Origin of the sequence: Roseibium limicola (assembly GCF_017313085.1) — a bacterium.
GTDB lineage: Bacteria > Pseudomonadota > Alphaproteobacteria > Rhizobiales > Stappiaceae > Roseibium > Roseibium limicola.
This window is the reverse complement of record NZ_JAFLNF010000007.1, coordinates 149,966-175,737: the sequence shown is the minus strand read 5'-3', so window position 1 is coordinate 175,737 and position 25,772 is coordinate 149,966. Positions and strand designations below refer to the sequence as shown.

General features: G+C 58.5%; 22 protein-coding genes, 1 tRNA gene and 1 pseudogene. 11 read left to right on the top strand and 13 right to left on the bottom strand.

The window, feature by feature from the left end:
• Positions 1 to 29: 29 nt before the first annotated feature.
• The 3 genes from J0X15_RS15915 to htpX all read right to left on the bottom strand — a co-directional run bounded on the left by J0X15_RS15915 (position 30) and on the right by htpX (position 4,519).
• Positions 30 to 1,868 carry a heparinase II/III family protein gene (locus J0X15_RS15915; RefSeq protein WP_206942800.1) on the bottom strand — a complete coding sequence of 613 codons (1,839 nt, stop codon included), beginning with the start codon at positions 1,866 to 1,868 and terminating at the stop codon, positions 30 to 32.
• Between the two features lie 133 nt (positions 1,869 to 2,001).
• Entirely contained in the window at positions 2,002 to 3,333 is a 1,332-nt protein-coding gene (locus J0X15_RS15910) for an RsmB/NOP family class I SAM-dependent RNA methyltransferase (protein WP_206943042.1), read from the bottom strand.
• A 232-nt stretch (positions 3,334 to 3,565) separates the two neighbouring features.
• A complete protein-coding gene (gene htpX, locus J0X15_RS15905; RefSeq protein ID WP_206942798.1) occupies positions 3,566 to 4,519 on the bottom strand; it encodes a zinc metalloprotease HtpX in 954 nt (317 codons plus the stop codon).
• A gap of 180 nt (positions 4,520 to 4,699) precedes the next feature.
• On the opposite strand from htpX, the gene J0X15_RS15900 reads away from it, so the two are divergent.
• Entirely contained in the window at positions 4,700 to 4,942 is a 243-nt protein-coding gene (locus J0X15_RS15900; RefSeq protein WP_209015408.1) for a DUF1674 domain-containing protein, read from the top strand.
• A gap of 168 nt (positions 4,943 to 5,110) precedes the next feature.
• Here J0X15_RS15900 and pyc read toward each other — a convergent pair whose 3' ends face one another.
• Positions 5,111 to 8,551, bottom strand: a complete 3,441-nt coding sequence (pyc, locus tag J0X15_RS15895) for a pyruvate carboxylase (RefSeq protein WP_206942794.1) — start codon at positions 8,549 to 8,551, stop codon at positions 5,111 to 5,113.
• Positions 8,552 to 9,348: 797 nt separating this feature from the next.
• On the opposite strand from pyc, the gene J0X15_RS15890 reads away from it, so the two are divergent.
• The 5 genes from J0X15_RS15890 (at position 9,349) to J0X15_RS15870 (ending at position 15,688) form a co-directional block, all read left to right on the top strand.
• A complete protein-coding gene (locus tag J0X15_RS15890; RefSeq protein ID WP_206942793.1) occupies positions 9,349 to 12,399 on the top strand; it encodes a helicase-related protein in 3,051 nt (1,016 codons plus the stop codon).
• Complete coding sequence (locus J0X15_RS15885; RefSeq protein WP_331461932.1) at positions 12,399 to 12,818, top strand: RNA-binding S4 domain-containing protein; 420 nt, start codon at positions 12,399 to 12,401, stop codon at positions 12,816 to 12,818. The genes J0X15_RS15890 and J0X15_RS15885 overlap by 1 nt, the downstream gene beginning before the upstream one ends.
• Positions 12,819 to 13,001: 183 nt before the next feature.
• Entirely contained in the window at positions 13,002 to 13,340 is a 339-nt protein-coding gene (fdxA, locus tag J0X15_RS15880) for a ferredoxin FdxA (protein WP_206942789.1), read from the top strand.
• A 630-nt stretch (positions 13,341 to 13,970) separates the two neighbouring features.
• A complete protein-coding gene (locus tag J0X15_RS15875) occupies positions 13,971 to 14,561 on the top strand; it encodes a CarD family transcriptional regulator (protein ID WP_206942787.1) in 591 nt (196 codons plus the stop codon).
• Positions 14,562 to 14,803: 242 nt separating this feature from the next.
• Entirely contained in the window at positions 14,804 to 15,688 is an 885-nt protein-coding gene (locus J0X15_RS15870; protein ID WP_206942785.1) for an RNA polymerase factor sigma-32, read from the top strand.
• 79 nt (positions 15,689 to 15,767) lie between these two features.
• Here J0X15_RS15870 and J0X15_RS15865 read toward each other — a convergent pair whose 3' ends face one another.
• Both J0X15_RS15865 and J0X15_RS15860 read right to left on the bottom strand, forming a co-directional pair.
• Positions 15,768 to 17,303, bottom strand: coding sequence for a M48 family metalloprotease (locus J0X15_RS15865; protein WP_209015389.1), 1,536 nt, complete (start codon positions 17,301 to 17,303; stop codon positions 15,768 to 15,770).
• Positions 17,300 to 18,376, bottom strand: coding sequence for a thermonuclease family protein (locus tag J0X15_RS15860; RefSeq protein WP_206942783.1), 1,077 nt, complete (start codon positions 18,374 to 18,376; stop codon positions 17,300 to 17,302). Before J0X15_RS15860 ends, J0X15_RS15865 begins: the two co-directional genes overlap by 4 nt.
• A gap of 186 nt (positions 18,377 to 18,562) precedes the next feature.
• Between J0X15_RS15860 and J0X15_RS15855 the strand changes: the two genes are divergently transcribed.
• The 3 genes from J0X15_RS15855 to J0X15_RS15845 all read left to right on the top strand — a co-directional run bounded on the left by J0X15_RS15855 (position 18,563) and on the right by J0X15_RS15845 (position 19,370).
• Positions 18,563 to 18,639, top strand: a tRNA-Arg gene (locus J0X15_RS15855).
• A 247-nt stretch (positions 18,640 to 18,886) separates the two neighbouring features.
• Positions 18,887 to 19,195 carry a hypothetical protein gene (locus tag J0X15_RS15850; protein ID WP_206942782.1) on the top strand — a complete coding sequence of 103 codons (309 nt, stop codon included), beginning with the start codon at positions 18,887 to 18,889 and terminating at the stop codon, positions 19,193 to 19,195.
• Positions 19,188 to 19,370, top strand: a complete 183-nt coding sequence (locus J0X15_RS15845) for a hypothetical protein (RefSeq protein ID WP_206942780.1) — start codon at positions 19,188 to 19,190, stop codon at positions 19,368 to 19,370. Before J0X15_RS15850 ends, J0X15_RS15845 begins: the two co-directional genes overlap by 8 nt.
• A 71-nt stretch (positions 19,371 to 19,441) precedes the next feature.
• Here J0X15_RS15845 and J0X15_RS15840 read toward each other — a convergent pair whose 3' ends face one another.
• Positions 19,442 to 20,128: a hypothetical protein gene (locus J0X15_RS15840; RefSeq protein WP_206942778.1), complete on the bottom strand. Its 687-nt coding sequence runs from the start codon at positions 20,126 to 20,128 to the stop codon at positions 19,442 to 19,444.
• A 273-nt stretch (positions 20,129 to 20,401) separates the two neighbouring features.
• Between J0X15_RS15840 and J0X15_RS15835 the strand changes: the two genes are divergently transcribed.
• Together J0X15_RS15835 and J0X15_RS15830 are read left to right on the top strand one after the other, a co-directional pair.
• Positions 20,402 to 20,791: a hypothetical protein gene (locus J0X15_RS15835; RefSeq protein WP_206942776.1), complete on the top strand. Its 390-nt coding sequence runs from the start codon at positions 20,402 to 20,404 to the stop codon at positions 20,789 to 20,791.
• A complete protein-coding gene (locus J0X15_RS15830; protein WP_206942774.1) occupies positions 20,791 to 22,146 on the top strand; it encodes a DNA cytosine methyltransferase in 1,356 nt (451 codons plus the stop codon). The genes J0X15_RS15835 and J0X15_RS15830 overlap by 1 nt, the downstream gene beginning before the upstream one ends.
• A 341-nt stretch (positions 22,147 to 22,487) precedes the next feature.
• Here J0X15_RS15830 and J0X15_RS15825 read toward each other — a convergent pair whose 3' ends face one another.
• The 6 genes and pseudogenes from J0X15_RS15825 to J0X15_RS15800 all read right to left on the bottom strand — a co-directional run.
• Positions 22,488 to 22,883, bottom strand: coding sequence for a hypothetical protein (locus tag J0X15_RS15825; RefSeq protein WP_206942772.1), 396 nt, complete (start codon positions 22,881 to 22,883; stop codon positions 22,488 to 22,490).
• Positions 22,883 to 23,125: a glycoside hydrolase family protein gene (locus J0X15_RS15820; protein WP_206942770.1), complete on the bottom strand. Its 243-nt coding sequence runs from the start codon at positions 23,123 to 23,125 to the stop codon at positions 22,883 to 22,885. The genes J0X15_RS15825 and J0X15_RS15820 overlap by 1 nt, the downstream gene beginning before the upstream one ends.
• A gap of 684 nt (positions 23,126 to 23,809) precedes the next feature.
• Positions 23,810 to 24,127: a hypothetical protein gene (locus J0X15_RS15815; RefSeq protein WP_206942768.1), complete on the bottom strand. Its 318-nt coding sequence runs from the start codon at positions 24,125 to 24,127 to the stop codon at positions 23,810 to 23,812.
• Positions 24,128 to 24,337: 210 nt separating this feature from the next.
• Positions 24,338 to 24,700 (bottom strand): hypothetical protein, encoded by a 363-nt coding sequence (locus J0X15_RS15810; RefSeq protein WP_206942766.1) that lies wholly within the window; start codon positions 24,698 to 24,700, stop codon positions 24,338 to 24,340.
• A gap of 409 nt (positions 24,701 to 25,109) precedes the next feature.
• Positions 25,110 to 25,265, bottom strand: coding sequence for a hypothetical protein (locus J0X15_RS15805; protein ID WP_206942764.1), 156 nt, complete (start codon positions 25,263 to 25,265; stop codon positions 25,110 to 25,112).
• Between the two features lie 112 nt (positions 25,266 to 25,377).
• A pseudogene (locus J0X15_RS15800) lies at positions 25,378 to 25,766 on the bottom strand (IS6 family transposase); the annotation flags it as partial.
• Positions 25,767 to 25,772: the final 6 nt, after the last annotated feature.

Below are 25,772 nucleotides of genomic sequence, written 5' to 3'. Positions count from 1 at the left end.
CCGATTAACTTCAGGAGGAAGTGTGATCGTCAGGGGGGCGAAACCTCGTCAGAACCTGACGCTGCCTGGGACGTCAGGTCAATGCCGGTTTCCTCGTGCTCATCGGGCGTCTCGAGGGGCAGTTCCGGTGTTTCCAGAGCTTCAGCCCGCACTCTGTTGAGCGGTCGACGTTCCGTGTTGGCCACGGCAGTGCGACGGAACTGCCAGACGACTGCAGGGGACGATGCGATACGCCCATATATGACCATCTGCATGGTCTTGCGGTGGCCGTAGACGTCAGACAGATAGATGGAATCCTCCAGTGCCAGCTCCTGACCGGGTGAATCGAATTCCCATGCTTCGCCGTCCGGGCAAACCAGCAATACGGCAGTGCCGCCGCGCAGGACGCTGGCCTTAATCAAGGGATGAAGATGGAAGCGGATGGCAAACTGATCGCCCACCTTGTTCGGTTTGGTCTGCGGAAAACTATCAATTCCATCGAGCACCGAGCCATCGCCTGCGAGGCGGACATCGCGGCAATGGATGGTGCCGAAAGCCGACAGATATCCATCGTGGGAGGCGGTGACACGGGTTCCTGCTTCATCTTGCTGGCGTTCCACCGGGACCGTTTTGGGGCCGGCGACGACGGGCGCCCCGAGCCAGCGGCTGAACGGCCAGACCGCCAGGAACCGGCAAGACGAGGTGTCTTCCAGAGTCGCGGTGGAATGAGCCGGAGTTGAGCGGCTGACTTTGCGCCAAGCATCGCTGCTGCGCTCTGAGACGCCGCAATTGACGATGATCCGGTTGAGCCCGGAGGAGAATTCAAAGGACAAACAGCCGGCATGGGCAGATCCGCTGACGGCATCTCTCGGTGGCAGACCCGTGTCCATGATCATGACGCTCTGATTGCCGATTAGGCGCTGATAGCCGGTGTGTGGAACATTTAGGGGCGCCGCTCCACGGGCATCATCGTAGGCCATGATGGTCGCGACAAGATCGTTTGGGGTAGACCCCATGCCGTTGAAATGCGCCAGAGCGCCGTCGTGATGTCGGAAAAAGCGCAGCATCGGCATCATACGGTCGACGGACTGGATGACCGTGTCGGTCATTTCCAGCCCCTGCGCCAGGAACACCTGCCGGACAGGCAGGAGGTCTGCGAGGATCTCGACCAGCGCGCGGGGGTTGCGCGACACATGACCGCCATCTGGCAGGATCTGGCGCGCCAGCTCGTAGTCGAGGCGGCGCAATGCCTGCCGCGTGAAGCGCGACTGACCGGACAGGCAGACGCTTGCGGCGGCGATGGCCAGAGCTGCCTGTAGCCGCTCGACCCCGTCCTGGGTGTCGTTGATGGTTCGGCGCAGATAACGCTGATGCCGGGCGAGGGACCTCAGGAAGCGCGTGTAGAAGTCCCGGTCGCTTTCTTCCAGCAGAAATGGCGAATGGGACAGCCACGACAGCATGCGCCGGGTGACAACGGGGGGCTGCCAGGCAACCCGGTCCCAACGACCACAATGGGTGATCCAGTCATCGGCGAGTACACGGGCGTTCTGACGGGAGATCTGACTGCTTGTTGCGCGCAGATCGCGCAGCCATTCGAAGCCGTGCAGTGAGCGATACCAATCGGGATGAGCGCCTTCCGTCAAAAACGGTGACTGTCCACGGGTTTCGACCAGATGTCCGGAAAACAGGAAGCGGCCGCCGTAGATGTCGGCGGCATTGGTCTCATCAGCCGTTCGCAGGTCTTGCGGGGCAATGACCAGCCGGTCAGGGACCGAGGGGCTGGGCAGCAGACGAAACAACGGGCCACCGTGAAACCAGCGCATGCCCTTTTGCCAGACATGACCCATCGCCAGGCGCCAGATTCGGCCCTGTTCGGTGACCGCTTTCATCGCTGGGTCACCTCCTGGATTACTGTCTGCGGACGTCCGAAAATGGGCCCGACCCTTCGCTCGATTTGATGCAAACTATTAAGGTTAGCAAATGCTTACCTCTAAATAGGCCCTATTAACGGTTTATTCCGCGTTAAAACTTGCGAAGGCGAGCGGCAAAAAAGCCATCGAGGCCGATTAAAGACCCGTCGGCAGTGGCGGGATGGAACGGCAGGGTCCGCAGGAAGCCCTGCGGCGTGATGCTTGTGTCCAGACCGCCGATTTCTTCGGCCTTGACCGGCAGGATTTCTACGTCCTGGCGGTTCTTCAGAAGCGCGTCAATCTGTGCGACGCCTTCTTCGGGCTGCAGCGAACAGGTGCAATACACCAAGGTTCCACCGGGCTTCAGCCAGGACAGGGCGCGTTCCAGCAGTTCGCTCTGGATCTCTGACAGCTTGCCGATGTCATAGGCCTGTTTGATCCAGGGCAGGTCTGGATGGCGGCGGATGGTGCCGGTGGCACTGCAGGGGGCATCGAGCAGAATGGCATCGAACGGCTCGGTTGGTTCCCATGTCTTCAGATCGGCAGTGACCACATCGGCCTGCAGCTTGAGGCGTGCCAGATTTTCACTCACCCGCTTTAGTCGGCTTTTGGAGATATCGACTGCGGTGACATTTGCTCCGGCGGCAGCGAGCTGCAACGTCTTGCCACCGGGCGCAGCGCACAGGTCGGCGACCTTTTTGCCGGCAATGTCGCCGAGAAGACGGGCGGGTAGCGTGGCGGCGGCGTCCTGAACCCACCAGATGCCATCCGAGTAGCCTTCCAGCTGATCAACCGCGGATTTTTCGTTGAGCCGGATGGAGCCGCCGGCGACGATGGTTCCGCCGAGCTTTTCAGCCCAGGTTTTCGCGTTCTCGTCGCTCCACTCCTTGAAGCTCAAATCGATGCCAGCTTCGCCCTGATGGGCTTCGGCAATCGCGCGGGCCGTGGCGGCGTCAAAGCTTTCAACCCAACTCTCATAGAGCCAGTCAGGGGTGTTCAATCGTATCGCATCAAGCTCGGCGGTGACGTTCGCACGCTCCCGGCCCAGGCGGCGCAACACTCCGTTGACCAGGCCTTTGTAAGGGCGGGCCCGGCGGTCGGCGCCGGCGTGGTCAACGGCAAGATCGACGGCCGCCCGATCCGGCACTTCGAGGAAAAGCATCTGGGCGATGGCAATATGCAGAATGTCGACCACACGTCCGGTCTTCTCCGGAATCTTGCGGTCGAGCAAACGCGCCAGAATTTCGTTGATCTCTCCGCGGTGGCGCAGGGAGGCGCCGACGATGGCCCGGACGAGCCCGCGGTCGTTATTAGGCAAGCTTCTGAACCCGCTGTGGCCGGACTGCAGGTCCAGCTCCGCATCAATTGCATGCCGCTTGTGAACCACGTTGCCGAGAATATCGGCTGCAGCTTTGCGTGCGGCAAAGCCCGGTTTGGCGGCCATCGCGGACAGCGCTCCTTCGGTCTTTGGAGCATTGGGGCGGTTGGTGCGGTGCGGGCCGTCGGAAGTTCGTGCCACGGATTTGATCCAGTCTTTTTGGGTGTCTTGCACGTTAAACAAGAGGCGCCGCAGCCCGGGTCCGGACAGCGGCGCGTGTTGCGGCCAGTTTAGGCGTGGGGAGTGACCGGCGAAAGCCTTTTCTTGCAACGTGGCTTACGGGTGCTTTGACATGGGCTTAGCCCCAGGGGCCTTTGGGGCGGCGTGGATGATCCGGCACGGGAGAGCTGCCGGAATGCGGCGCTGTCGCCTTTGGTCGGGAAGGGGCGCTCCGGAAGGCGGCTGAGCCGCCAGTGGAGGCCATTTCACGCAGCGCCGCGATGCGGTTTTCGGTTGCCGGGTGAGTGGAGAACAGGTTGTCCATCTTCTCTCCCGACAGCGGATTGATGATGAACATGTGGGCGGTGGCGGGATTATGTTCCGCGTCCGGATTGCGCACCTGCGCGACGCCGCCAGCAATCTTGTTGAGGGCGGAAGCCAGGGCCATGGGCTCGCCACAGATTTCAGCGCCCATCCGGTCGGCGGCATATTCGCGGGTTCGCGAAATTGCCATCTGAACGAGCATGGCCGCCATCGGAGCGACGATCATCGCTGCCAGAACGCCGATGAAGCCGAAGGGATTGTTGTTGTCCCGATTGCCGCCAAAGAAGAAGGCGAAGTTGCCCAGCATGGAGATCGCTCCGGCAAGTGTCGCCGTGATCGTCATGATCAGCGTGTCGCGGTTTTTCACATGCGCCAACTCGTGCGCCATCACGCCAGCGACTTCCTGACGGCTGAGCATGTGCAGCAGGCCAGTGGTTGCGGCGACGGCAGCATTCTCCGGGTTTCTCCCGGTGGCGAAGGCGTTCGGTTGCGGGTTGTCAATCAGATAGACTTTTGGCATCGGCAAGTCCGCACGGGCGGCGAGCTGGCGCACCAGACCGTAATATTCAGGGGCGGAGCTTTCGTCAATTTCCTGCGCATTGTGCATGCGCAGGACCATCTTGTCGGAGTTCCAATATCCGAAAAGGTTCATCGCAGCTGCGATCACGAGCGCGATCATCATGCCCGCCTGACCGCCGATCATGAAACCGATGCCCATGAACAAAGCGGTCATGCCCGCAAGAAGCATTGCCGTCTTGATGTAATTCATCTTTGCCCGTCCAAGACCTTTTTGCATTCGTCAGCGTGGGGCTCTATATCCCAACTTCAGAAGAAATGGGATCGTTCCGCCGTTTGCGCAAGGTTTGTTGCATTCGATGAACGGTCGAAATGCTGACAGATCAGAAGAGCCGACATCATGTCCGACACACCGAAAGTGCCCTCCACCGCAATGCCCGGCTACACGGTCGCTGCCGACGCACCGTCCCTGGCGCCGAAGACGGATGAACAGCCGGCGCGCAAATTTGAGGACTTGCCCCCTGCGGCACAGCGGGCCTTGCAGGAAGCGGAAGCCCGCCGCAAGGAAATCGATGCGCGACAGCAGAAGTTGCCGAAGGAAGTTGATGGCCGCGGCGGTCTGGAGCCAACGCGCTACGAAGATTGGGAAATCAAAGGTCTGACGGTTGATTTTTGAAGGTATGAGCAAAGGGGCAAGCCTGTGTAAGCCCCGGTTCCTTCCCTCTCCTCTGTCATGCCGGGCTTGCCCCGGGCACCCATTGTTTTGAATCAAAGGCTGTTCTGTATCCTCGGGACACGCCCGAGGATGACACTGGCGAAGGCTCTGGCCGTTAGACCTGCTTGATCATTTGTAGACGATCAGCAGGTCCTTGGCGTCGATCTGGCTGCCGTGGGTGACGAGAATTTCGGAGATTTCGCCATCGCGTTCGGCATGGAGAGCGGTCTCCATCTTCATTGCCTCGATGGACAGCAGCATGTCGCCAGCTTTGACTGTTTGGCCTGACTGAATCGCGATTGTCGAGATCACGCCAGGCATCGGCGCGCCCAGATGGTTGGCATTTCCTTCCTCGGCCTTGCGCTTTGCCGCTGCCCCGGTTGCACCGTGGATCCGGTCCGGAACCTTGATGATCCGTGGTTGGCCGTTGAGCTCGAAGAACACCTTGCGGTCGCCGTTCTCATCCGTCTCGCCAATGGCCTGACAAACGACGACGAGGGCTTTCCCCGGTTCCAGTTCGACGAGGATCTCATCACCGACTTCCAGCCCGTAGAAGTAGACCGGCGTCGGCAAAACCTCCGTGGGGCCATAGAGCTGTTGAGCCTTGTCGAAGTCGGAAAAGACCTTCGGATACATCAGGTAGGCGGCCAGGTCCTGATTGGTCGGCTCGGCGCCGATGATTTCCTTCAGCTTGTCGCGTTCTGCATCGAGATCTGCTGCGGGGATAAGCGAGCCCGGACGTACGATGATCGGCTGGCCGCCCTTCAGGGCCTTCTTTTGAATGGCTTCGGGCCAACCGCCGGGTGACTGACCGAGATCGCCATGCAGCATCTGGATGACGCTGTCAGGGAAGGCGACATCCTTGGACGGATCAGCGACATCTTGCGCCGTCAGACCCTGGCTGACCATCATCAGAGCCATGTCGCCGACCACCTTGGAGGAGGGCGTGACCTTGACGATGTCGCCGAACAGCATGTTGGCATCGCGGTAGGCTTGCGCCACCTCGTGCCAGCGGCTTTCAAGACCAAGCGAGCGGGCCTGCTCCTTGAGGTTTGTGAACTGGCCACCAGGCATTTCGTGCAGATAAACTTCCGACGCACCGGCCTTCAGATCGCTTTCGAAAGCGGCGTACTGGTTACGCACGGCTTCCCAGTAAAACGAGATCCTGCGAATGCTTTCGGGATCCAGACCGGTCGCCCGATCTGTGCCGCGCAGTGCTTCGACGATGGAGCCGAGGCAGGCCTGCGACGTCATGCCGGACAGGGCATCCATTGCTGCATCGACGGCGTCGACGCCAGCGTCAACCGCAGCCAGGATTGTTGCGGCAGAAATGCCGGAGGTGTCATGGGTGTGGAGGTGCAGTGGCAGGTCGGTTTCCTGGCGCAGGGTGGTGACCAGCTGGCGCGCGGCTTCCGGCTTCAGCAGACCGGCCATGTCCTTGATGCCAATGATGTGGGCCCCTGCGGCCTCCAGCTCATGCACCAGCCCGACGTAATATTTGAGGTCGTACTTCGGACGGGCGCTGTCGAGCAGATCGCCGGTGTAGCAAAGCACGCCTTCACAGAGTTTGCCGGAGTCCACCACCGCGTCCATGGAAACGCGCATGTTCTCCACCCAGTTCAGGCAGTCAAACACGCGGAACAGGTCGACGCCGGCCTCTGCGGCTTCCTTGACGAAGAACTTCACCACATTGTCGGGATAATTCGTGTAACCGACGCCGTTGGAGCCACGCAGCAGCATTTGCAGCAGGATATTCGGCGCCTTGGCTCGAATTTGGGCCAGCCGCTCCCACGGGCTTTCCGTCAGGAAGCGCATGGCCACATCAAAAGTGGCGCCGCCCCAGCATTCCAGCGAGAACAATTCCGGCAACCCACTGGCATAAGCGTCGGAGATCCCAACGATGTCATGGCTGCGCATGCGGGTGGCCAGCAGTGACTGATGCGCATCGCGCATGGTCGTGTCGGTGACGAGCACCCGCTTCTGATCCTTCATCCAGGAGGCGAACCCCTTGGGGCCAAGCTGGTCCAGCAACTGGCGCGTGCCGTCCGGCTTGGTCTCACCAAAGTGCGGCACCTCGGGGAGCATGGCGTCTTTTGAAGGTTCCGGCCGGTCGCGGGTTTCCGGATGGCCGTTGACCGAGACGTCGGCAATATAGGTCAGGAGCTTCGTCGCCCGGTCCTGGCGGCGTGTCTGGGCGAAGAGTTCCGGCGTGGTGTCGATGAAGCGGGTGGTGTAATCGCTGGCGCGGAATTTCGGGTGTCCGATGATGTTTTCGAGAAACTCGAGGTTGGTTGCCACGCCACGGATGCGGAATTCCCGGAGGGCGCGATCCATGCGCTTGCAGGCTTCTTCAGCAGTCGGCGCCCAGGCGGTCACTTTTTCCAGCAACGGGTCATAAAACCGGGTGATCACGGCGCCGGAATAGGCCGTGCCACCGTCAAGCCGGATGCCAAAACCGGTCGCGCCGCGATAGGCGGTGATACGACCATAATCCGGAATGAAATTCTGTTCCGGATCTTCCGTGGTGATGCGGCATTGCAGGGCGTGGCCGTTGAGGCGAATGTCGGCCTGCTCGGGGACGCCGCTCTCCGCGCTGCCGATCTTGTGACCGTCGAGGATCTGGATCTGAGCCTTGACGATGTCGATACCGGTCACTTCTTCGGTGACCGTATGTTCCACCTGAACACGCGGGTTCACTTCGATGAAGTAGACTTCGTCGGTGTCCGTATCCATCAGGAATTCGACAGTGCCGGCGCCGCGGTAATTGACTTCCTTGCCGATTTTCAGGCCGTATTCGCAAAGTTCGGCGCGCTTGTCCGGGCTGATGTAGGGGGCGGGCGCGCGCTCGACCACTTTCTGATGGCGGCGCTGGATGGAACAGTCGCGCTCAAACAGATGAACCAGGCCGCCCTGACCATCGCCGAGGATTTGGACTTCGACGTGGCGGGCACGCTCGACCAGTTTTTCCAGATAGATTTCGTCCTTGCCAAACGCGGCCATGGCTTCGCGCTTGGCTGCGGTCACGTCCTTGAGCAGGGTTTCCTCGTCCGGAATGACACGCATGCCGCGTCCGCCACCGCCCCAGGAGGCCTTCAGCATCACCGGGTAGCCGATTTCAAGTGCCTGCTTCTTGATCTCGTCCATGTCGTCTGGTAGCGGGTCTGTGGCTGGCATGACGGGAACGCCAGCGGCAATTGCCAGCTCGCGGGCGGCGACCTTGTTGCCGAGACGGCGCATTGTTTCTGGCGTTGGGCCAATGAAGATCAGGCCTGCGTCACTGCAGGCTTCCGCAAATTCCGGGCTTTCCGACAGCAGGCCGTAGCCTGGGTGGATGGCGTCGACGTTGGCCTGTTTGGCGATGCGGATGATGTCGGGGATATTGAGATAGGCTTCAATCGGGCCGAGGCCTTTTCCGACCTGGTAGGCTTCATCGGACTTGAACCGATGGAGGGCCAACTTGTCTTGCTCTGCGAAGATGGCGACTGTCTTCAGTCCGAGTTCGTTTGCAGCGCGAAAAATACGGATCGCGATTTCCGAACGGTTGGCGACAAGAATTTTACGGATCGACAAGATTGCACTCCCTACAGCCAGAAAACCCAACGGCATAAAGACGATAATCCGAATTCTGGCCCAGAGCGCAAGTCCTCTGGTTGAATATTGGTTATAACCCCATTCCAAATCCTTATTTGTGCATTGCCAAAACAGACGCTGCAGTTCCTGCATTTTCGTCAGAGTGCCGGATGCATTGCACAATGCTGTCCGCGTCGGTGTGGGCTGGTTCAGAACGGAACATATTTGTTAAGCTGCAGCCTGAAAACACGACCTGTGCGGCAGAGGCCGGAGGCACTTTTAGAGGAGAGGTCGCGCCGATCTACCAGATGTTGTGGGAACAAAGACGCAACCGAGGGCAAGAGCCGATTCGTGCCAATTCTGTTTCCGGTCTGTCCGATGAATTAACGTGGTTGTTGTCAGGTTGTCCGCCTGCGGAGTCGAATTTTAATCTTGACTCCGAATCCGAGCGGGCAGCCGATGGGGCTGCTGATAATGTGCATGATTCTGGAATGATTCACGATTTGGGGGGGCTGGTGATGGCGAGAGGCCATATCTGGTGGAGAACGAAAGCGGAATCACGCTAAGTAAGCGATTCGGGCCGTTTTTGTTCCAGACTCGTTCTGGTTGCAGTCTTGCGTACGCCGCGAGACTGGGAATTTCCGGCCCGCAATTCTCGGCCAAGAGGGCGTTTCTCATTGAATTTCTGGAAAAAAAGGCCGGGACAGAGCAAGCTGCCTGTGATAGACAGCGCCGACTTTTCACGAGACCGACTGGCGGAGGTCCACCCATCCCCGCTGGCAAAAGTAAGACCGCTCATGCCTCGCCCTATTGCCCCGATGATGCTGCCGCCTCAGGCGCGCTCGCGTACCGTTACAGCGGTTCTGGGGCCTACCAATACCGGCAAGACCCACCTGGCGATCGAGCGGATGGTCGCGCACCCGACCGGAATGATAGGTCTGCCGCTGCGCCTTCTGGCGCGCGAGGTCTATAACCGGGTTGCGGACCGCACCGGGATCGACAGTGTTGCCCTGATCACCGGCGAAGAAAAGATCATTCCGAAAAATCCGCGCTTCTGGGTTTCGACTGTGGAAGCGATGCCGCTCGATATCGTTGTCGATTTCGTGGCAATCGATGAAGTGCAGCTGGCGGCCAATCTTGATCGTGGTCATGTCTTTACCGACCGTATTCTGAACATCCGAGGGCGTTCTGAAACCCTGCTGCTGGGCGCGGCGACGGTGCGTCCGTTGCTGGAGAAGCTGCTGCCTGGGCTGAATGTCGTCACGCGGCCGCGAATGTCGGTGTTGACCTATGTCGGCTCCAAGAAAGTTTCCCGTCTGCCGGCGCGCTCTGCCGTCGTGGCTTTTTCCTCCGACGAAGTCTACGGCATTGCCGAGCTGCTGCGGCGTCAGCGCGGCGGGGCGGCGGTGGTTCTGGGGTCACTGAGCCCGCGGACGCGCAATGCGCAGGTGGAACTGTTCCAGAACGGCGACGTGGAGCATCTCGTTGCGACCGATGCCATTGGCATGGGGCTCAATCTCGACGTCGACCATGTGGCGTTCGCCGGCAATCGGAAATACGACGGTTATCAATACCGTCAGCTGACGGCTGCCGAGATGGCGCAGATCGCTGGCCGGGCGGGTCGTCACACGCGGGACGGGACGTTTGGCGTGACCGGACGGGTGGACCCGCTGGACGATGAACTGGTCGATCAGATCGAGGGACATCAGTTCAACGGACTGAAGGTGCTGCAATGGCGTAACAGCCGTCTGGATTTTTCTTCGACGGCGATTTTGCGTCAGTCGCTGGATGTCGTCCCTCGCGAAGATGGGCTGGCACGTGCTCCGGTTGGCGACGATATCGTCGCTCTGGAGCATCTTTTGCGCGATTCTTCCATTTCTGACCTGGCAAAAGGTCGGGATGCGGTGGAATTGATCTGGGATGTGTGTCAAATCCCGGACTACCGTAAGATAGCTCCGGCTAATCATGCGGAGATGCTGAACACGATATATACTCATCTGATGCGGGATGGGGCCATCTCTGATGACTGGTTTAACCGTCAAGTGGCCTTCGCAGACCGTGTAGATGGTGATATCGACACATTGGCTAATCGGATTGCCCATATCCGAACCTGGACTTTTGTTGCGAACCGACCTGACTGGCTGGCCGATCCGGCTCATTGGCAGCAGGTCACTCGCAAGATTGAAGATAAATTGTCTGATGCGCTGCACGACCGTCTCACACAGAGATTTGTCGATCGGCGCACCAGCGTTTTAATGCGACGTTTGAGAGAGAACGCCATGCTGGAAGCGGAAATCACACCGAGCGGTGATGTGCTCGTAGAAGGTCAGCACATCGGGAACCTGCTTGGCTTCCGGTTTGCGCCCGACGCAGCTGCCGAGGGACCTGACGGAAAGACTTTGCGCGCGGCCGCGCAAAAAGCCCTGGCCGCCGAAATCGAAACGCGGGCCGACAGGCTGTCGCGCGCCGAGAATGGTGACTTCATCCTGTCGTCCGACGGAACCATCCGTTGGCGCGGAGAGGTTGTGGCGAAACTCGCCGCTGCGGAAGAGGTGCTGAAGCCCTCCGTGATTCTGTTGGCGGATGAGCTGTTGTCGGGAGCCGAGCGGGACAAGGTGCAAGAGCGTCTGGATCTGTGGGTGAAAGCCCAGGTCGAGACGCTGCTCAAGCCCTTGACCGATCTGCAGGCGGCTGAAGGCCTGGAAGGTCTGGCGCGTGGTGTGGCTTTCCGCATCGTTGAAAACCTTGGCATTCTGGAACGTCAGGAAGCTGCCGAGGAAATTCGCCAGCTCGATCAGGACATGCGTTCCTCGCTGCGCAAGATGGGCGTTCGCTTTGGCGCCTATAACATTTATGTGCCAGTGCTTTTGAAGCCTGCTCCGAGCCAGCTTCTGGCTCAGCTTTGGGCGCTGAAGCATGGCGCACTGGATATGGAAGGTCTCAGTGAGCTGCCGCAGCTTTCTGCGTCCGGGCGGACCTCGATCCCGGTCAATCCGGATATCGACAAGGCGCTTTACAAGGTCGTCGGTTTCCGGGTTTGCGGACCACGTGCCGTGCGTGTCGATATCCTGGAGCGTCTGGCTGACATCATTCGTCCGCTGGTTTCCTGGAAGCCGATGGATGCAGACGTTGCGCCGCCGGAAGGTGCCATTCAGCAGGGTGGCGGGTTTACCGTGACCGTGGCTATGACATCTCTTCTGGGGTGTGCCGGTGATGATTTCACGCAGATCCTGAAGTCTTTGGGCTACCGGGTTGAGACGAAGGAAGTGCAGCGTCCGGTTTCTGTCCTGACTGTGGTGGAAACGCCAGCTGCGGCAGAAACGCCGGTGGAAGTTCCGGCAGAAGATTCGACGGAAGAGGTTGCCGTCGAAGGTGCGGCGGCTCCGGCCGTCGTCGAAGAGGCCGCTGCCCTGGCTGAAGCGGAAGCCGCGCCTGCGGAAACGCCGACAGAGCCTGCGTCTGCGGAAGTTGCAGCTGATGCTGAGCCAGTTGAAGGCGACAGTGCAGATGCCGCGGCGGATGGTTCCGAGGAAATGGAAACCGTCACCATTGAGATCTGGCGTCCGGGTCGTGGCGATCGTCGTCCGCGCCGTCAGGGTGCTCAGGACGGCCGTCGCGCTGGTCCGCAGGAAAATCGGGCCAAAGGCGGCGAAGGTCGCAAGGACAGTCCGCGTGGCGATAAACGCGGCAAGGGTGGTAAGGGCGCTCCGCGTCCCGAGCGCAATCGAGGTCCGAAGACATTCGAGTCCAGCCCGAAGCCGAAGAAGGACAAGCCCGTTGATCCCGATAGCCCATTTGCAGCGCTGATGGCGTTGAAGGCCGGGATGGACAAGAAGGGCAAGTCCTAATTTCCGCGTCAGAACCATCTGGCGCATCCGGCTGGGCGCCAGCGGGCTCCGGCGGTTTGCGTATTGACAAGTGGCTCTGGTACGCCAGGGTCACAAAGTCGCGTTCTCTCGCACAGAAACTTGCTTCGGGCGGGAGCGTTCGGCTCAACGGGGATAAGATTTCCTCAGCGAGCAAAGCGGTGAAGGTCGGAGATGTTCTGACAATCACCAAGGAACGTCAGATTCTGATCCTCAAGGTCAAGGCAATGGCGACGCGACGCGGATCCTACCCTGAGGCCTGCTTGCTTTATGAAGACTTGTCACCGCCCCCGTCCCCGAAAGCGGATTTCAGACCGGCTCCGGGACAGCGCGATGCGGGTGCTGGAAGGCCGACAAAACGGGATCGTCGTCGGATTCATTCCTTTCTCGGCGACGATTGAAACGAAAATCCGCCTTGGGGAATTTTGAGAAAAGGGTTTTTCTCATCCAGCCACTGCGGCGCAAGGGCGAGCGCTTGCGCGCACGCGCCAAAAGCGATACCCAACGGCTTGACTTTTGCCATTGAGGTATGAGCACCCAGACGCGGGGTGTGAGAGAGCCTTGGCCGGCCATAGAGGATAGCGATGACCTACGTCGTCACAGACAATTGCATCAAGTGCAAATACACCGACTGTGTTGAGGTGTGCCCGGTAGATTGTTTCTACGAGGGCGAGAACATGCTGGTGATCAATCCGGACGAATGCATCGATTGTGGTGTGTGCGAACCGGAGTGCCCTGCGGAAGCCATTTTGCCGGACACCGATCCGGGGCTTGAGAAGTGGATTGAGCTGAACGCAGAATATGCGGAAAAATGGCCCAATATTGCTGAGAAGAAAGACGCCTTGCCGGAAGCTGCAGAGTTTGACGGCAAGGAGAACAAACTCGAGCAGTACTTCTCGCCGGAAGGCCCGAAAGGCGCCTGACGCCTCTGACTGCATCGTCCAGACAAAAGGCCGCCGTGGAGATCCGCTCCCGGCGGCTTTCTGCGTTTGAGTGGCAAGTGCAGGGGGGGGCGGGTTGGTGTGCGTCTGAGGGGGGGGCTGACAAAGACGGCCGTCTGAGCTTGGCTCACTGCAGATATCGCTATGGCTATGTTTGCGACAGGCTGCCTCTGTGGGGCATAGCGAACCCGTCAAAATGTGACGAGTAGAACGGTCAGGTTTTACAGGAAGGGGACGTCAAAACTAGGGGCTGAACTCTGCGAAAATGTGACAAGAGCGCATAAGCGCTTCATTGCTCTTTCATTTTTCCGTTTTGTGTGTTATATTTACACGATAGTCGTAATCACACAGGTTAAAGCCCCCGATGTGGAGGTGTTTAACGCCGCAGTCCGAGGCGGATTGTGAACAGGATCACAAGCTTCGTATGACTGAATTTATCAATAGTGTGGTTTTTAACGGCTGACCACCCCGACACGCCCTCTATCAACAGCGTCCTTGCATAGCGACGCGAGTGGGTCGCCGCGTGTCACATAAAGAACAGAAGACCGTCACGGACGGTCATTTCGGCTTCCGGTCTCCGGAGGCTGTAACTGCGCAGGAGTATACAAGAGAATGGCAACTGGTATGAAAAAGACCGCGCAGCGTCAGGGTTTCAAAACCGGCGAATTCATTGTTTATCCGGCTCATGGAGTTGGCCAGGTCACGGCTATCGAAGAGCAGAGCGTCGCGGGCCATACGCTTGAGCTGCTTGTTATCCTGTTCGAAAAGGACAAGATGACCCTGCGCGTGCCGGTCGCAAAAATTGCAAGCGTTGGAATGCGCAAGCTTGGAGATCCGGATGCTGTCACCAAGGCACTGGAAATCGTTCGCGGTCGTCCGCGGATCAAGCGCACCATGTGGAGCCGTCGCGCTCAGGAATACGAAGCGAAGATTAACTCCGGCGACCTGAACTCCATCTCCGAAGTGGTTCGCGACCTTTTCCGTTCCGAAAACCAGCCGGAACAGTCCTATTCTGAGCGTCAGCTTTATGAAGCTGCTCTGGATCGCATGGCGCGCGAAATCGCGGCTGTGAACAGGTGCTCCGAAACGGAAGCCGTCAAGTTGATCGAACAGAATCTGGCGATTGCCCCAAGCCGCCTCAAGGCTGCTGCAGGCGAAGCCGAAGAAGCGTCCGATGATGACGATCAGGAAGAAGCAGCCTAAGCTGCCTCTCTCTTTTAGACGATATGAGAAGCCCCGGTTCGCCCGGGGCTTTTTTGTCTGCGCGTTGGTTTGCATGTGAACGGCCTGGGATCTCGGTCAGATGAGACCAGCGGTTCTCCACGGGCATCTGCCGCCTGTTCACACATTTGTGCGCGAAACGCCTCTCCTAAGGTCAGGACACGTGATCTAGGGTACTGACTTGAGCGTATCCAGTCCGTAACAACTGTGGAGTGGTAGCAGATATGTCCCAATCCCTGTCTTCTCAGCCTCAGAGCGAACAGCGCCAACTGGTCCGGACAGCCATGAAAGCCCCCTACCTGACACGGGAGGAGGAAAAGGCCCTGGCGCTGCGCTGGCGTGACGACAAGGACCAGGAGGCTCTCGACAGGTTGGCTCTGGCCCACATGCGACTGGTGATTTCCGTGGCATCCAGATTTCGCAATTTCGGCTTGCCGCTCGGTGACCTGATCCAGGAGGGTCATGTTGGTCTGCTCGAGGCCGCCGCTCGCTTTGAGCCTGAGCGGGACATCCGCTTCTCGACCTACGCGACATGGTGGATCCGCGCTTCCATTCAGGATTTCATATTGAGGAACTGGTCAATCGTGCGCGGTGGCACGTCCTCCAATCAGAAATCTCTGTTCTTCAACCTGCGTCGGCTGCGAGCTAAGCTGTCCGGCAAGCGCGAGCATTTGCCGGATTCCGAAGTGCATCGGAAAATTGCCGAAGCGTTGGGTGTCAAGCCACACGACGTTGCGGTGATGAATGCCCGTCTCTCCGGCCCCGATACGTCCTTGAACGCACCGGTTGTCTCGGGTGACGAAGGCGGATCGGATCGTCAGGATTTTCTCGTTTCTGACGCACCTTTGCCGGATGAAGTTGTGGCGCGGTCGATTGACGATGAGCGCCGTCACAACTGGCTCAAATCTGCGCTGAAGGTGCTGAGCGAACGGGAACTGGAGATCGTCCGTCAGCGGCGTTTGTCGGAGGAGGGGGCCACTCTTGAAACTCTGGGTAACCGCCTTGGTATTTCCAAGGAACGGGTACGGCAGATTGAAAGCCGTGCCATGGAAAAACTGAAAGTTGCCTTGTTGGCAAAGCAAGCGGATCGGGCAGCCTTCAGCCATTGAGATGATTGGGGGGCTCAATCGGCCCTATGCTACAGGCGTGGTGGGCACTGATTTTTCGTCTTTGCCGGTACCTGCGGTTTTAGTCCACCACCATTTTGACGTAGGTGCCGGCTTTGATCGGCTGGCGCGGATCCAGCCCGTTGAGGATGTTGAAGAACTCCAGGCGTCTGGATGGCTCGATGCCGCTCATGCCGATGGCAAGTTTGCGCGCCGTGTCGCCTGACTTGGTTGCGATCACCTTGAGCCTGAGGGACTTCAGCCGGGCGCGCTCCGTCGGCGAGAGTTGGCGGAAGCTCTCGACCGTTTCGTGAAATCCTTGCTCGAACGACTGGTCCGGCTGTCGGCTGGCGAAGATAAAGCGATATCCCGTCCGGCCAATGCGCACCACGGCGATTCGGAACGACCACCCTTGGGTAATGGCGGCGCCGGTGACGCCAGGCAAGCCATTGAAAGTGGTGGCGCGAACGGTTTCCGGCAACAGGCCGTTGATCCATCCGGATGTCATGTAATCACTGAGACTGTCGTAATTGCTGACGTCCGCTCCATCGAAACGCATTGCCGTTCCCTCGCCGTCGCTGGCGAGGACCGCCTCGGACGAGTTTTCCAGAATATAGCCACGCGGTACGGAGAAGCTGATCCCGAGTGCCTTGTGCAGGAAGTCGCGGCCACGAACGAATCCTTCGAGCGGATCGTCTCCGAACAACATTCCGTCAATGCGCGAGAGGTACTGCTGCCGGTCGCGTTCCCCAATGCCGGGGGCGGCGAATTGACGGGCTGCGCGGACAGCGAGATTGACGCGGTCCGGTGTGGTTGGATGCGATGACAGGAAGTCGGGGGCATCGGAGGCGCTGCCCTGGGCAGATTGATAGGCAGAAAAATCGGCCATGGCCTTGAGGAAGCGCGAGGCTGCGTAGGGATCATAGCCGGACTTGGCCAGGGTTTTCACGCCGACGGCATCTGCCTGCAGCTCCTGGGTCTGGGAAAAACGTGCAAACGAAAGCTGTGATGACAGCATGGCCTGGCGCGTGCTTTCGCTGTCCTGAAGCACGTCGCTGAGGATCTTGTTGGCAAATTCCTTGGCTTCCGCTCGTTGTTGTCGGGCAATGGCGTGGTTTGAGGTCACATGCGCCATTTCATGGGCTAGAACGGCGGCAATTTCCGAGACGTCGTTGGCCAGAGCCAGCAGGCCACGCGTGACATACAGATATCCACCCGGCAGGGCGAAGGCGTTGACCGCAGGCGAATTCAAGATCGTGATGCGATAATTCTGCGAGGGATCATCGGAGGCCTCAACCAGTCGCCCGATGACGCCGGCAATCGCCCGTTCGGCTCCGGCGTCCTCGTAGACGCCGCCATAGGTGGCCACGACGCGCGGATGTTCACGTGCGCCGATGTCATCAGCCAATCCGGGGCGCAGGGTGCCAGGTGCGATGACGCCGACCGATGAGGAATTCCCCAGCAGCTGGCAAGCGGACAGGGAGAGCACCAGCGCCAGTGTGCCGGTTGCCTTCAGCAGTTTGCCGCAAACACGGGTTACCGATGCCCGGCATCGTGGCTGTTGTCCCGACGGTCTGCTCTTGGATCGCTGCTGCTGCCAAGCCGTTGCTATCGTCACTCTGCGTCCTTCATCAATTCCAGGATCTCCAGCTGCGCCGGATGTGTCAGGATGATCAAAGGACCATCCTGGTCCGTGACCATGCCCCGAAGCCGAACCCGAACACTGCTTCTGGTCGAATACTCCGGATAACGGCCGAGCTGCTCCAGAGTTTCCCGGAAAAGCGGGGCCTTGTCGTCCATGATCGTCGCAGTCAAATCCGAGTTCCAGTGTCTGCCAAAGTTGAGATAGCTGGTCTTGTTGGTTTTTCCAAGGGAGACGACAGGTCCTTCGATCACAACGAAGCGGCCTGTGTGGTGCAAAATGTCTGCAGGAACTTGGCTGGGGAGGGGAAAAGCAGTGGTCCAAAGCCCCGCCCTGGTTGTTCGGGCGGCGTTTTCTGCCTGTTTCAGTTCGGCCCAGCAAAGGCTGGAGGACACTTGGGGGGCGACAAATGCGCGCCCTTGGCGCAGCAGATGCGTCTGAACCAGTCGGCCAAGGCGATCGGTGATCCAGGCGGGCTGAATGCCCCAGCGGTTTTCCGGGCCGGCGATAACTGCGAAAAAGGGCGGATCAAGGTCTTGCGACAGGCCGGATTGCACGCTGACCGCCGCCGAAGCCTCTTCAGGAAGACCAGCTGAAACGATTTCCGCCAGGGAGAACCGCCGGCCGTCATCTGCCTCAAACAACAGGAAGCCCCGGCGAGCAACAGGCTTGAGTGGGATAGGTGTTGGGTCTGGCGAAACCGTCTCACGGGCCATCCCTTCTGCGCGAAGGTCGGCAACACAGCTTGATGGCGAGGGGCGGCTTCCCGTTGGGTGGCTGATTGTCTTCTGCGGGTTCGAAGTGGTGGCGAACCCTGAATCGACAGGAAGGCCGGGGGCAAGCAAGGTTGCGCCAGATGATGCAGCCTGCGTAGAGGCGATGGAAAGGCACAGCATTTCTGGCAGGGTCAGCGCAAGAACCATCAGTACCGTCACGGCCTTGAGCGGTATGGTTTGCGTAAACCGGACTGCCTGTTCGGGCGATGTCGCTTGGAGGGGCGCTGCAGCTGGCCGTTCTTGGGTCCGGTGCGTCGATCCGGGTAGTGGCATTGTGCAGCCTTCCATCCTGCAGGGCTGGGAGTTTACAGTTTAACCCGGTGCACAGAGCTTCCCAACCGCTTTGTAACGGAGCAGTCGGAGCGTTTCAGAGAGGCGCTCTCTTGCTCTGGAAGGACCCGTTTTGGCCGCCCGAAGGTCTCGCCAGCGCTGAGCGAACATGATATGGCACTCAACAGTGGTCCCGTAGCTCAGCAGGATAGAGCATCAGATTCCTAATCTGAGGGTCGCGCGTTCGAATCGCGCCGGGATCACCAATTTTCTTTATATATTTCAACGACTTATTATTTCAGGCCACACTCAGGCCACGCACCGAAAAACTTCCACGAATCGCAGACTTCCGTTGTTCTTACTATGTTCTCATCGGCCAAGGCCGATCTCCGTTAATCGTGCGCGAGCAATTTGAAAGTTTCAACCGGCGTCTGAATAACGATGTTCCTTGTTCGTTCTTGCCGCGAATTCCTCGACCGGCTACGTTTACACCAACAACAGGAGACATCAACAATGGCAGATGACGGAAAGGCACTGGTCGGCGGAATGATTGCCGGCACCGCTGTTCTCGCGGCCGGTTTCGCACAGACCGCACTCAGCAGCATCGAAGCGGCAAGGCAGGCAAAGCTCGAGCGTATCGACGAACTCAACGCGGCGAGAGAAGCTGCTCACATTTCCGGGATGCAAATCGCTCACGCCGACGCCCTCAGGCTCGCCAAGGCCGCCTTGGAGCACATCGCCGATCTCGAAGCTGAGAACGCAATGCTACGTAAAGCAATCGTATCGCGTGATCGGATCCTTCGGAGCCGCGCTCATGTCTGAAGACAAGCTCTACGAGAATGCATCACCCGCTCTCCGAGATCTCATGCATGAGATTCCGGAACTCGAAGCAGCGATTAGAAAGCACGGCCGGTTTCTTTCCGAACACAAAGACATTGAATTTCGGGACCCGGACTTGGACGACGCTGATGAGAGCGAGATACCGACCATCCATTAAAGCCGTCGGGATCATCCTCGGAGGCTTTTATATATGAGCGTATATCCATGGCCTTTATATACTGACGTAAATCAGCCGAATTCCGGTCGGCTATCGAAACTGGATTCTTTTGCAGAAAGACCGCCTGGCTCAAGTGTCGCTCTCAGCAGATCACGCATAGCCTGACTGGCATCTTGACTTGCTGTCTGCACCGGCGCTTCGCATTCCGGAATTCCAGACATCCCAAGGACTCTCAGTTCCATGCCGCCGGCGATTGCCTCGCACGCTTTATCCCCAGCCGCCGCCAGGCGCCTGAGCTGTCGATCTGTGAGTGACGTCAGCCAACTCGACACACGCAGCGGCAGTTCATCGAGATCAAACATCATGCGCGCCGTTTTGTCAGCTAATGCATATGCGTACACCTTCGCGCCAACGCTTCCGGCTGGTGCCAGATTGAATTCTGTGAAGTCGTGTCCGGACTCGCCGGACTTCCGCTTTGCAATCGAGCTTGCAAGATCCCTCTCCGCCGATCTGACGTCGGACGAATAATCCGGCGGCTGGATGATCTGCCCGCCGCCAGCCCCGTCGCCGAGGATTGCCTTGCGCGGCAGACTGACGACTTGCTCTACGCGCTCGTAGCTCCAGTCCCAAAAATAGTTGAAGCCGTTCCAGACGCCGGAGCCGACGTGCACGAATGCGCCGCCGACGAAGACCAGTCCGTCTCCGATCTTTGCCATACCGGCTCTGATTGCGCTGGCGATTTTGCTCAAGATTCCCATGTTTTTCTCCTGTTGCCAAGGCGACATTGCCCTCCGACACCCTGATCATTCGTCCGCCGGCGGCAAACGCCAAACCGCCGGCGAAAGATTTTTTCGTACGATCTCGGATTCAAAGTTTTTTCGCCTTCTAACCCCTTGGAACATCTGGGCGTGTAAACATTTTTGCGATAACTAATTGAGAAAATTTAGAAAATCGCTTTGAGATCTCCGCCGTTCGGTAAACCCTTGGAGTGCGTCATCGCAAACAAGCGGTGCCGGAAACAGGAGAACCGAATGCAGAAAGAGGAATTCAAACATCCACACAAGCGCGGGTTTGAGGCGCTTAAGGCGGTGAGCGGAATGACCGCAACCGACCTTACAGACGCGATCAACGAGCGGCTTTCGCGTCGGGGCGACACACGGCGGTATTCAGTGAGCACGGTGCGCAAATATGCATCGCCCGGCTTCGATGGGAAGCCTTCTGACGCGCTTCTCGACGTCACCCGGGACGCCGCTATCAATCGCATCATGCTATCTCTCGCGATTGCAGAGAGCATCATGATCAACGGCGAAACTCGAGCCGAGCGCGATATGCGCCTCTCGCGTGAACGCGAGATCGAGCGGATCCTACGTCTCGACGAGGAACAGATCGATATCGGAGATGCAATCGAGGCGGCGGCTTGATGCGCGTGCTCTCGACTTTCAGCGGGATCTCCGCCGCGTCGGCGGCGTGGAAACCTCTTGGCTTTACCTTCGTGGGTTTCGCCGACATCGATCCATTCGCGGCACATGCACTGCATCACAGGTGCGGCGCCGGACGTCCGATCTACATGCCGTCACCGGATGACGAGGGCATCGACGACATGGAAGCCCGGAGCCGCCGGAATGCCATTCGTGCGATTTCGAAACTGCCGGTCGACGGCATCCCGAATTTCGGAGACATCTCGCAGATATCGGACGCAGACCTCCGGAAGCTGGGCCGGGTGGACGTGCTCGAGGGTGGCAGTCCGTGCCAAAGTTTCAGCGTTGCCGGGCGTCGGCTTGGACTTGATGACGCTCGAGGAAACCTGATGCTCGTTTTCTGCGAATTGGCAGAACGAATGAGAGAAATCAACGGCTTGAAGTATGTCGTTTGGGAGAATGTGAAGGGAGTTTATAGTGACAAATCAGATGGTTTCGGGTGCCTCCTGGCGTCGCTTGCAGAAGATCCCGGGAATGCTTTGCAGCCGGCAGGGAAAAAATGGCCAGATTCAGGTTATGTTGCCGGAATCGAACAACGGAAAATTGCGTGGCGCACACTCGACGCTCAATATTTCGGAGTCCCCCAGCGTCGCAAACGTTGTTTCCTTGTCGCAAGTTTTGGATCCGGATGCCCCGGAGAAATCCTATTTGAGCCAGAAAGCCTGCGAGGGGATTCTCACGCGAGCGACCCGTCGCGGGAAGCGACTGCCGGAAGACCTGGAGCAGGCTCTCAAGGCAAAAGCGTTTACGGAATAATTGACGATGAAAGCGTGTCAACGGATTTGATGCCTACTATCACTGCCGGGAAATCGTCGGGCGGGATGGCACCTGCTGTTTGTTACGGCTTTCAGTCAGGTGTCACATACGCAAATTTTTCGAAAGACGTTTCTCCGACGTTCGTTACATCCGGAGAGCCCGCCGTCGCGTTCGCCGCCGCCTTTTCCGCTGGAAACAGCGACAAGGCACGCGGCATCGGATACGAGGAAGAGATCGCACCGACGCTTCGCGCTGGCGAAAGCGGGTCAAACCAGCGACCGACCGCGCTCATAAAACTTAGCGCAAACGATAACGCTTCGGCAGAATGGGTTATTCGCAGATTGACGCCGGTTGAGTGCGAGCGTCTCCAGGGCTTTCCAGATGGCTGGACGTCGGTGCCGTATCGAGGCGGGAATCTCGCGGCGGACGGGCCGCGCTATAAAGCACTCGGAAATTCCATGGCTGTGCCGTGCATGAGATTCATCGGCGAACAGTTGAAGGCCGTTGCTTCAGTCGACGTCAACGTCGATCAGGCGGCGTGAATGTAAAACATTTGGCACAAAAAGCCCGAAATAGCTCGTGATGTGTCAAATGTTTTTCACAACAGATCGTCAATCTATCAGCCGCCGTATGCTCCCCAGCTTCCGGCGGCAGTCCTCCCCGGCGTCCGCGAGACGTGAAATGAAAAAAGCGACGTCTTTCCGCGATGTCCACTTCCCGACCTTCGGCTCCGCGAGACACCGAAGAAGCGACTGCGGGATTTCTACCTTTCGCTCGACAACCTGAATATGCGGCGTCGGCTCTGTGTGCTAACCCGGAAAAAACAACTGCGACGACAATCGTCCGTAGAGCTGTCGGCGACGGGGACCTCATCGTCATCCCGTCATTCGTCGACGCCTCCGAGCCTGTGCTTCCTCAGAACCTCCAGAACGGTCGCCACCGGCCTGTCGTCTTCCGGTGCAGTTTCGAGGATCGCCCGCTCGGCAACCGACGTCCTCTCCCGCGCGGCATCTGCCTCCGCCTGTGCGGCTTCGAGCGCGGCGACTACCTCCCGACGCGCAAGGTCGGCGGCAAGTGCCTGCTCGGCATTCGATTTCGCGAGGATCTCGGCGGCGATACGAGCATCGCGCTCACCCTCAAGAAATTCAAGGGCATCGGTGAGATCACCCCGGAGCGACAAGTAGTGCCACGCGCTCAGCGCAAGCACGGTGGAGATGGCGATGCCGAAGAGAACCTTCGGCCGTAGGAGAGCGGAAAGAGCTTTCACTGCCGGGAGCATCAGCGCACTCCCTTGAGACACAGCTCATGCTCGGCCGCCCGGCGGTTGACGAGGCCGCGCACCGTTCGGCCACCTGCCTTGTTCCACCATTTTCCGGCGTCGCATGCGCCCTTGAGGTCGCCCGCGTACAGACGTTTAGCGGTCGTCGACTTGCAGAACTCACTGACGGCGATGTTGTGCGTCAGGCTGACGAAGGCAATGTGTACGACTCCGCCGGAATCTCGTCCGGACGACGCAGACATGCGCGCATTCCGGCTTCATCCCTCTTGAGGCCACCAAGGAGCATGGAATCGCAATCGGCTTTCGAGTGTCCGGCATCAGGTCTGCTCGGCTGGAAGCCAGCGATGCCCGGAAGAGGACGGAGGATCTATGCTCGGTGTCTCCGACCCAAACACCCTCGACGCGGCCGAGCACGTGATCGAGTGCCCATTGATAGTGAGAGGCCAACAGCGGCATGCCGCGAGACCGGGAGAGGTCGAGACCGGAAGTCACAATGACTTCATCGACCTCAACGAAATCGGTGCATCCTCCCCGGGTCGGAACGAAAGTGAGCACCGGCGTCGCGGTCGTCAACACGGCTTCGAACGAACGAGCCTCGGAATCCACGGTCGACGGCGCGGCGGCGCGCCGGCGAATACACGTGTGCGCATCGCCTGCCCCTTGGGTCGTTTTTCGACATCGTTCCCGGCAATTTTCGGTAACTCGATTGCTTACAATATTACGTGTATAAGTAATATTGTTGCGAGCTCAGGCAACTTACAACAGCCGGCGAACAAAAAAATCCCGGCGTCGTTTCCGGGCCGGGAAGTTTTCTAGGAAGTGACGGATGAGGCACCTCCGGGCCGATGGTGGAGGTCATCCTCTCCGGAGCCGCCGGCGCTTGGCGGCTCGGGGGAAGGCCGGGGCGGTAGCCCCGGATCTACGCTTTATGCGGCTTCTTCTGTTTCAGATTCAGCAATCAGTGTTTGAAGCCCCAAGCCGACCTGCTTTTCTGCTGCTTTGTAATCTTCTTCTGAAAAGCCTTCGATGCCTTCGAAATTTTCAGAGTAAGTTTCGACAACGTGAGAACCATCGAACCAGCCGCTGTATTCCCCATCATTCATGTTGTAGTTTTCGATTGCGCCGGCGAGACATTCGCATGCGAGATCGAATGCTTCGTGCGACACCGCATCGCCATTGTAGTCGGCGTGCTTCTTGATTGCGGATGCGGCTTCGAGTGCGAGGGCTTCGTTGTAATCGATCATTTCAGTTCTCCTGATGTTGCAGTTTTCGGCACTGCGATGAGCGCCCCTTGCGCGTCATCTGTATTGATAGTTGGACGTCCCTGCCGCCGGCGCAACATCGATTTCCAGTTATTTTCCAATAGCTTGTCAAATATGTTTACAAATGCCGATGGGGTAAGGATTGTGAGCGGAATCTTTTTCAGACACCGCTCGGGGTTATCGCCGGCGGATTTACAGATCCGCTATCGCTTGCCGGAAGCGTCGGTTTTGCGAGTAAGTGCGCGGTGTCTGGGACTGTTCACGCAGTTCGATTGCGCGGAGTTTCCGGTACTCCGATCTTTCCGCGTTGCTGAGATATCGCAAGAGCCTCTGTTGAGTTTCGAGCTTTTCCTTCATCAGCTCTGCGGCCATGCGTTGCGGTCGAAGTGGTCCGGAGAAGATAGTGCCGAAGCGCATTTCCTGGACGCGCATATGCGCCGTCCGGGGTCTCCAATGGTACTCCACGCGACCGAGATCGAACGTGCTCACACACAAAGGAGTCAGTTCCCGGTACTCGTCATCCGGCCCGATGCCGGACGGCTTTGTGTGACTCACGATGCGTTCCTTCCTTCGCGCATCGAAGACAGCTCTCCTAGCTTTCTTTGTCCGCTCTGCGCGGGCGGCAGTGCGTGCGTTGGTCATGTTCGGCATTCACTCCTTACGACAGTGCCAGAAACAAAAGATCAAATAAAGATTAACTCTCCACAGGATGCACAAATTATACACGATTACTCAGTAAATGCAACAGTTCTGTTTCTAGACATTAAATCAATATCACCTCAACAGGGCGGCTTTTCTTACTTATCCGGCACTTATACATAATTCTAATCTTAAAATTTCTTCATATTTCCTTTAAACAATCTTCTCTCCTCCCTCAAAGCTTGAATAGCGTCAGAAAAGTCAGTTCGTTTACCGCCGAGGTGCTATCCCCGGCGGCGGTTTTGTTTGTCATGTGAAGTCTCCGTTAGGCGGTTTCGGCTTGTTCGACGCGATCGAGGAGTTCGTCGACGTCTTGTTCAACGATGCCGTCGATGCGATCTTCGGCATCGGAATCATTCGCCGCTGGTGTCTCGTCAGATGCCGCCGGCGTTTCAGGGTGGACGGAATACGCAACGCCCATTTTGGCAGCGCGGCTCTTGTCGCGAGCGTTTTCGAGATCGATCGTCTCGACCGAGTTGCCGACGATTGCGGCACCACGCTTACGCGATATCAGACCGGTTTCAATAGCCTTGGCGAACCGGCTTGGTGTAGCTGCGCAGTTTGTCGGTTACCACGAGCCTGGGCTCGCCGAATTGCGTGACCAGCCCGCAGAAGAAACGCTTGGCTGCCATTGAATTGCGGTGGGATTGAACCAGGATGTCGAGCACATCGCCATCATCGTCATGGCTCGCCAAAGACAGTATTTCACACCGCCGATGACGATCAAGGCTTCATCCAGATGCCATTTTCTGTTTGGCTCTCGTCTATCCCGGCGAATGCAGCGCGCACAATGCCGGCCAAAGCGGTTCACCCATTTGCGGATCGTTTCCCGGCTGACACAAATCCCCCGCTCTGCAAGGAGATCTTCAACATCTGCTGTAATCAACGCAAACCGATGATAGGCCCAAACCGCGTAAGAAATGAACGA

Coding starts and splice junctions, on each gene's coding strand:
- J0X15_RS15815 (WP_206942768.1), bottom strand. CDS start 24,127: ATGATCGATTACAACGAAGCCCTCGCACTCGAAGCCGCATCCGCAATC.
- J0X15_RS15840 (WP_206942778.1), bottom strand. CDS start 20,128: ATGGGAATCTTGAGCAAAATCGCCAGCGCAATCAGAGCCGGTATGGCA.
- J0X15_RS15830 (WP_206942774.1), top strand. CDS start 20,791: ATGCGCGTGCTCTCGACTTTCAGCGGGATCTCCGCCGCGTCGGCGGCG.
- J0X15_RS15890 (WP_206942793.1), top strand. CDS start 9,349: ATGCCTCGCCCTATTGCCCCGATGATGCTGCCGCCTCAGGCGCGCTCG.
- J0X15_RS15845 (WP_206942780.1), top strand. CDS start 19,188: ATGTCTGAAGACAAGCTCTACGAGAATGCATCACCCGCTCTCCGAGAT.
- J0X15_RS15805 (WP_206942764.1), bottom strand. CDS start 25,265: ATGGGCGTTGCGTATTCCGTCCACCCTGAAACGCCGGCGGCATCTGAC.
- J0X15_RS15870 (WP_206942785.1), top strand. CDS start 14,804: ATGTCCCAATCCCTGTCTTCTCAGCCTCAGAGCGAACAGCGCCAACTG.
- J0X15_RS15860 (WP_206942783.1), bottom strand. CDS start 18,376: ATGCCACTACCCGGATCGACGCACCGGACCCAAGAACGGCCAGCTGCA.
- htpX (WP_206942798.1), bottom strand. CDS start 4,519: ATGAATTACATCAAGACGGCAATGCTTCTTGCGGGCATGACCGCTTTG.
- J0X15_RS15820 (WP_206942770.1), bottom strand. CDS start 23,125: ATGTCTGCGTCGTCCGGACGAGATTCCGGCGGAGTCGTACACATTGCC.
- J0X15_RS15910 (WP_206943042.1), bottom strand. CDS start 3,333: ATGGCCGCCAAACCGGGCTTTGCCGCACGCAAAGCTGCAGCCGATATT.
- J0X15_RS15850 (WP_206942782.1), top strand. CDS start 18,887: ATGGCAGATGACGGAAAGGCACTGGTCGGCGGAATGATTGCCGGCACC.
- J0X15_RS15915 (WP_206942800.1), bottom strand. CDS start 1,868: ATGAAAGCGGTCACCGAACAGGGCCGAATCTGGCGCCTGGCGATGGGT.
- J0X15_RS15900 (WP_209015408.1), top strand. CDS start 4,700: ATGCCCGGCTACACGGTCGCTGCCGACGCACCGTCCCTGGCGCCGAAG.
- J0X15_RS15875 (WP_206942787.1), top strand. CDS start 13,971: ATGGCAACTGGTATGAAAAAGACCGCGCAGCGTCAGGGTTTCAAAACC.
- fdxA (WP_206942789.1), top strand. CDS start 13,002: ATGACCTACGTCGTCACAGACAATTGCATCAAGTGCAAATACACCGAC.
- J0X15_RS15825 (WP_206942772.1), bottom strand. CDS start 22,883: ATGCTCCCGGCAGTGAAAGCTCTTTCCGCTCTCCTACGGCCGAAGGTT.
- J0X15_RS15835 (WP_206942776.1), top strand. CDS start 20,402: ATGCAGAAAGAGGAATTCAAACATCCACACAAGCGCGGGTTTGAGGCG.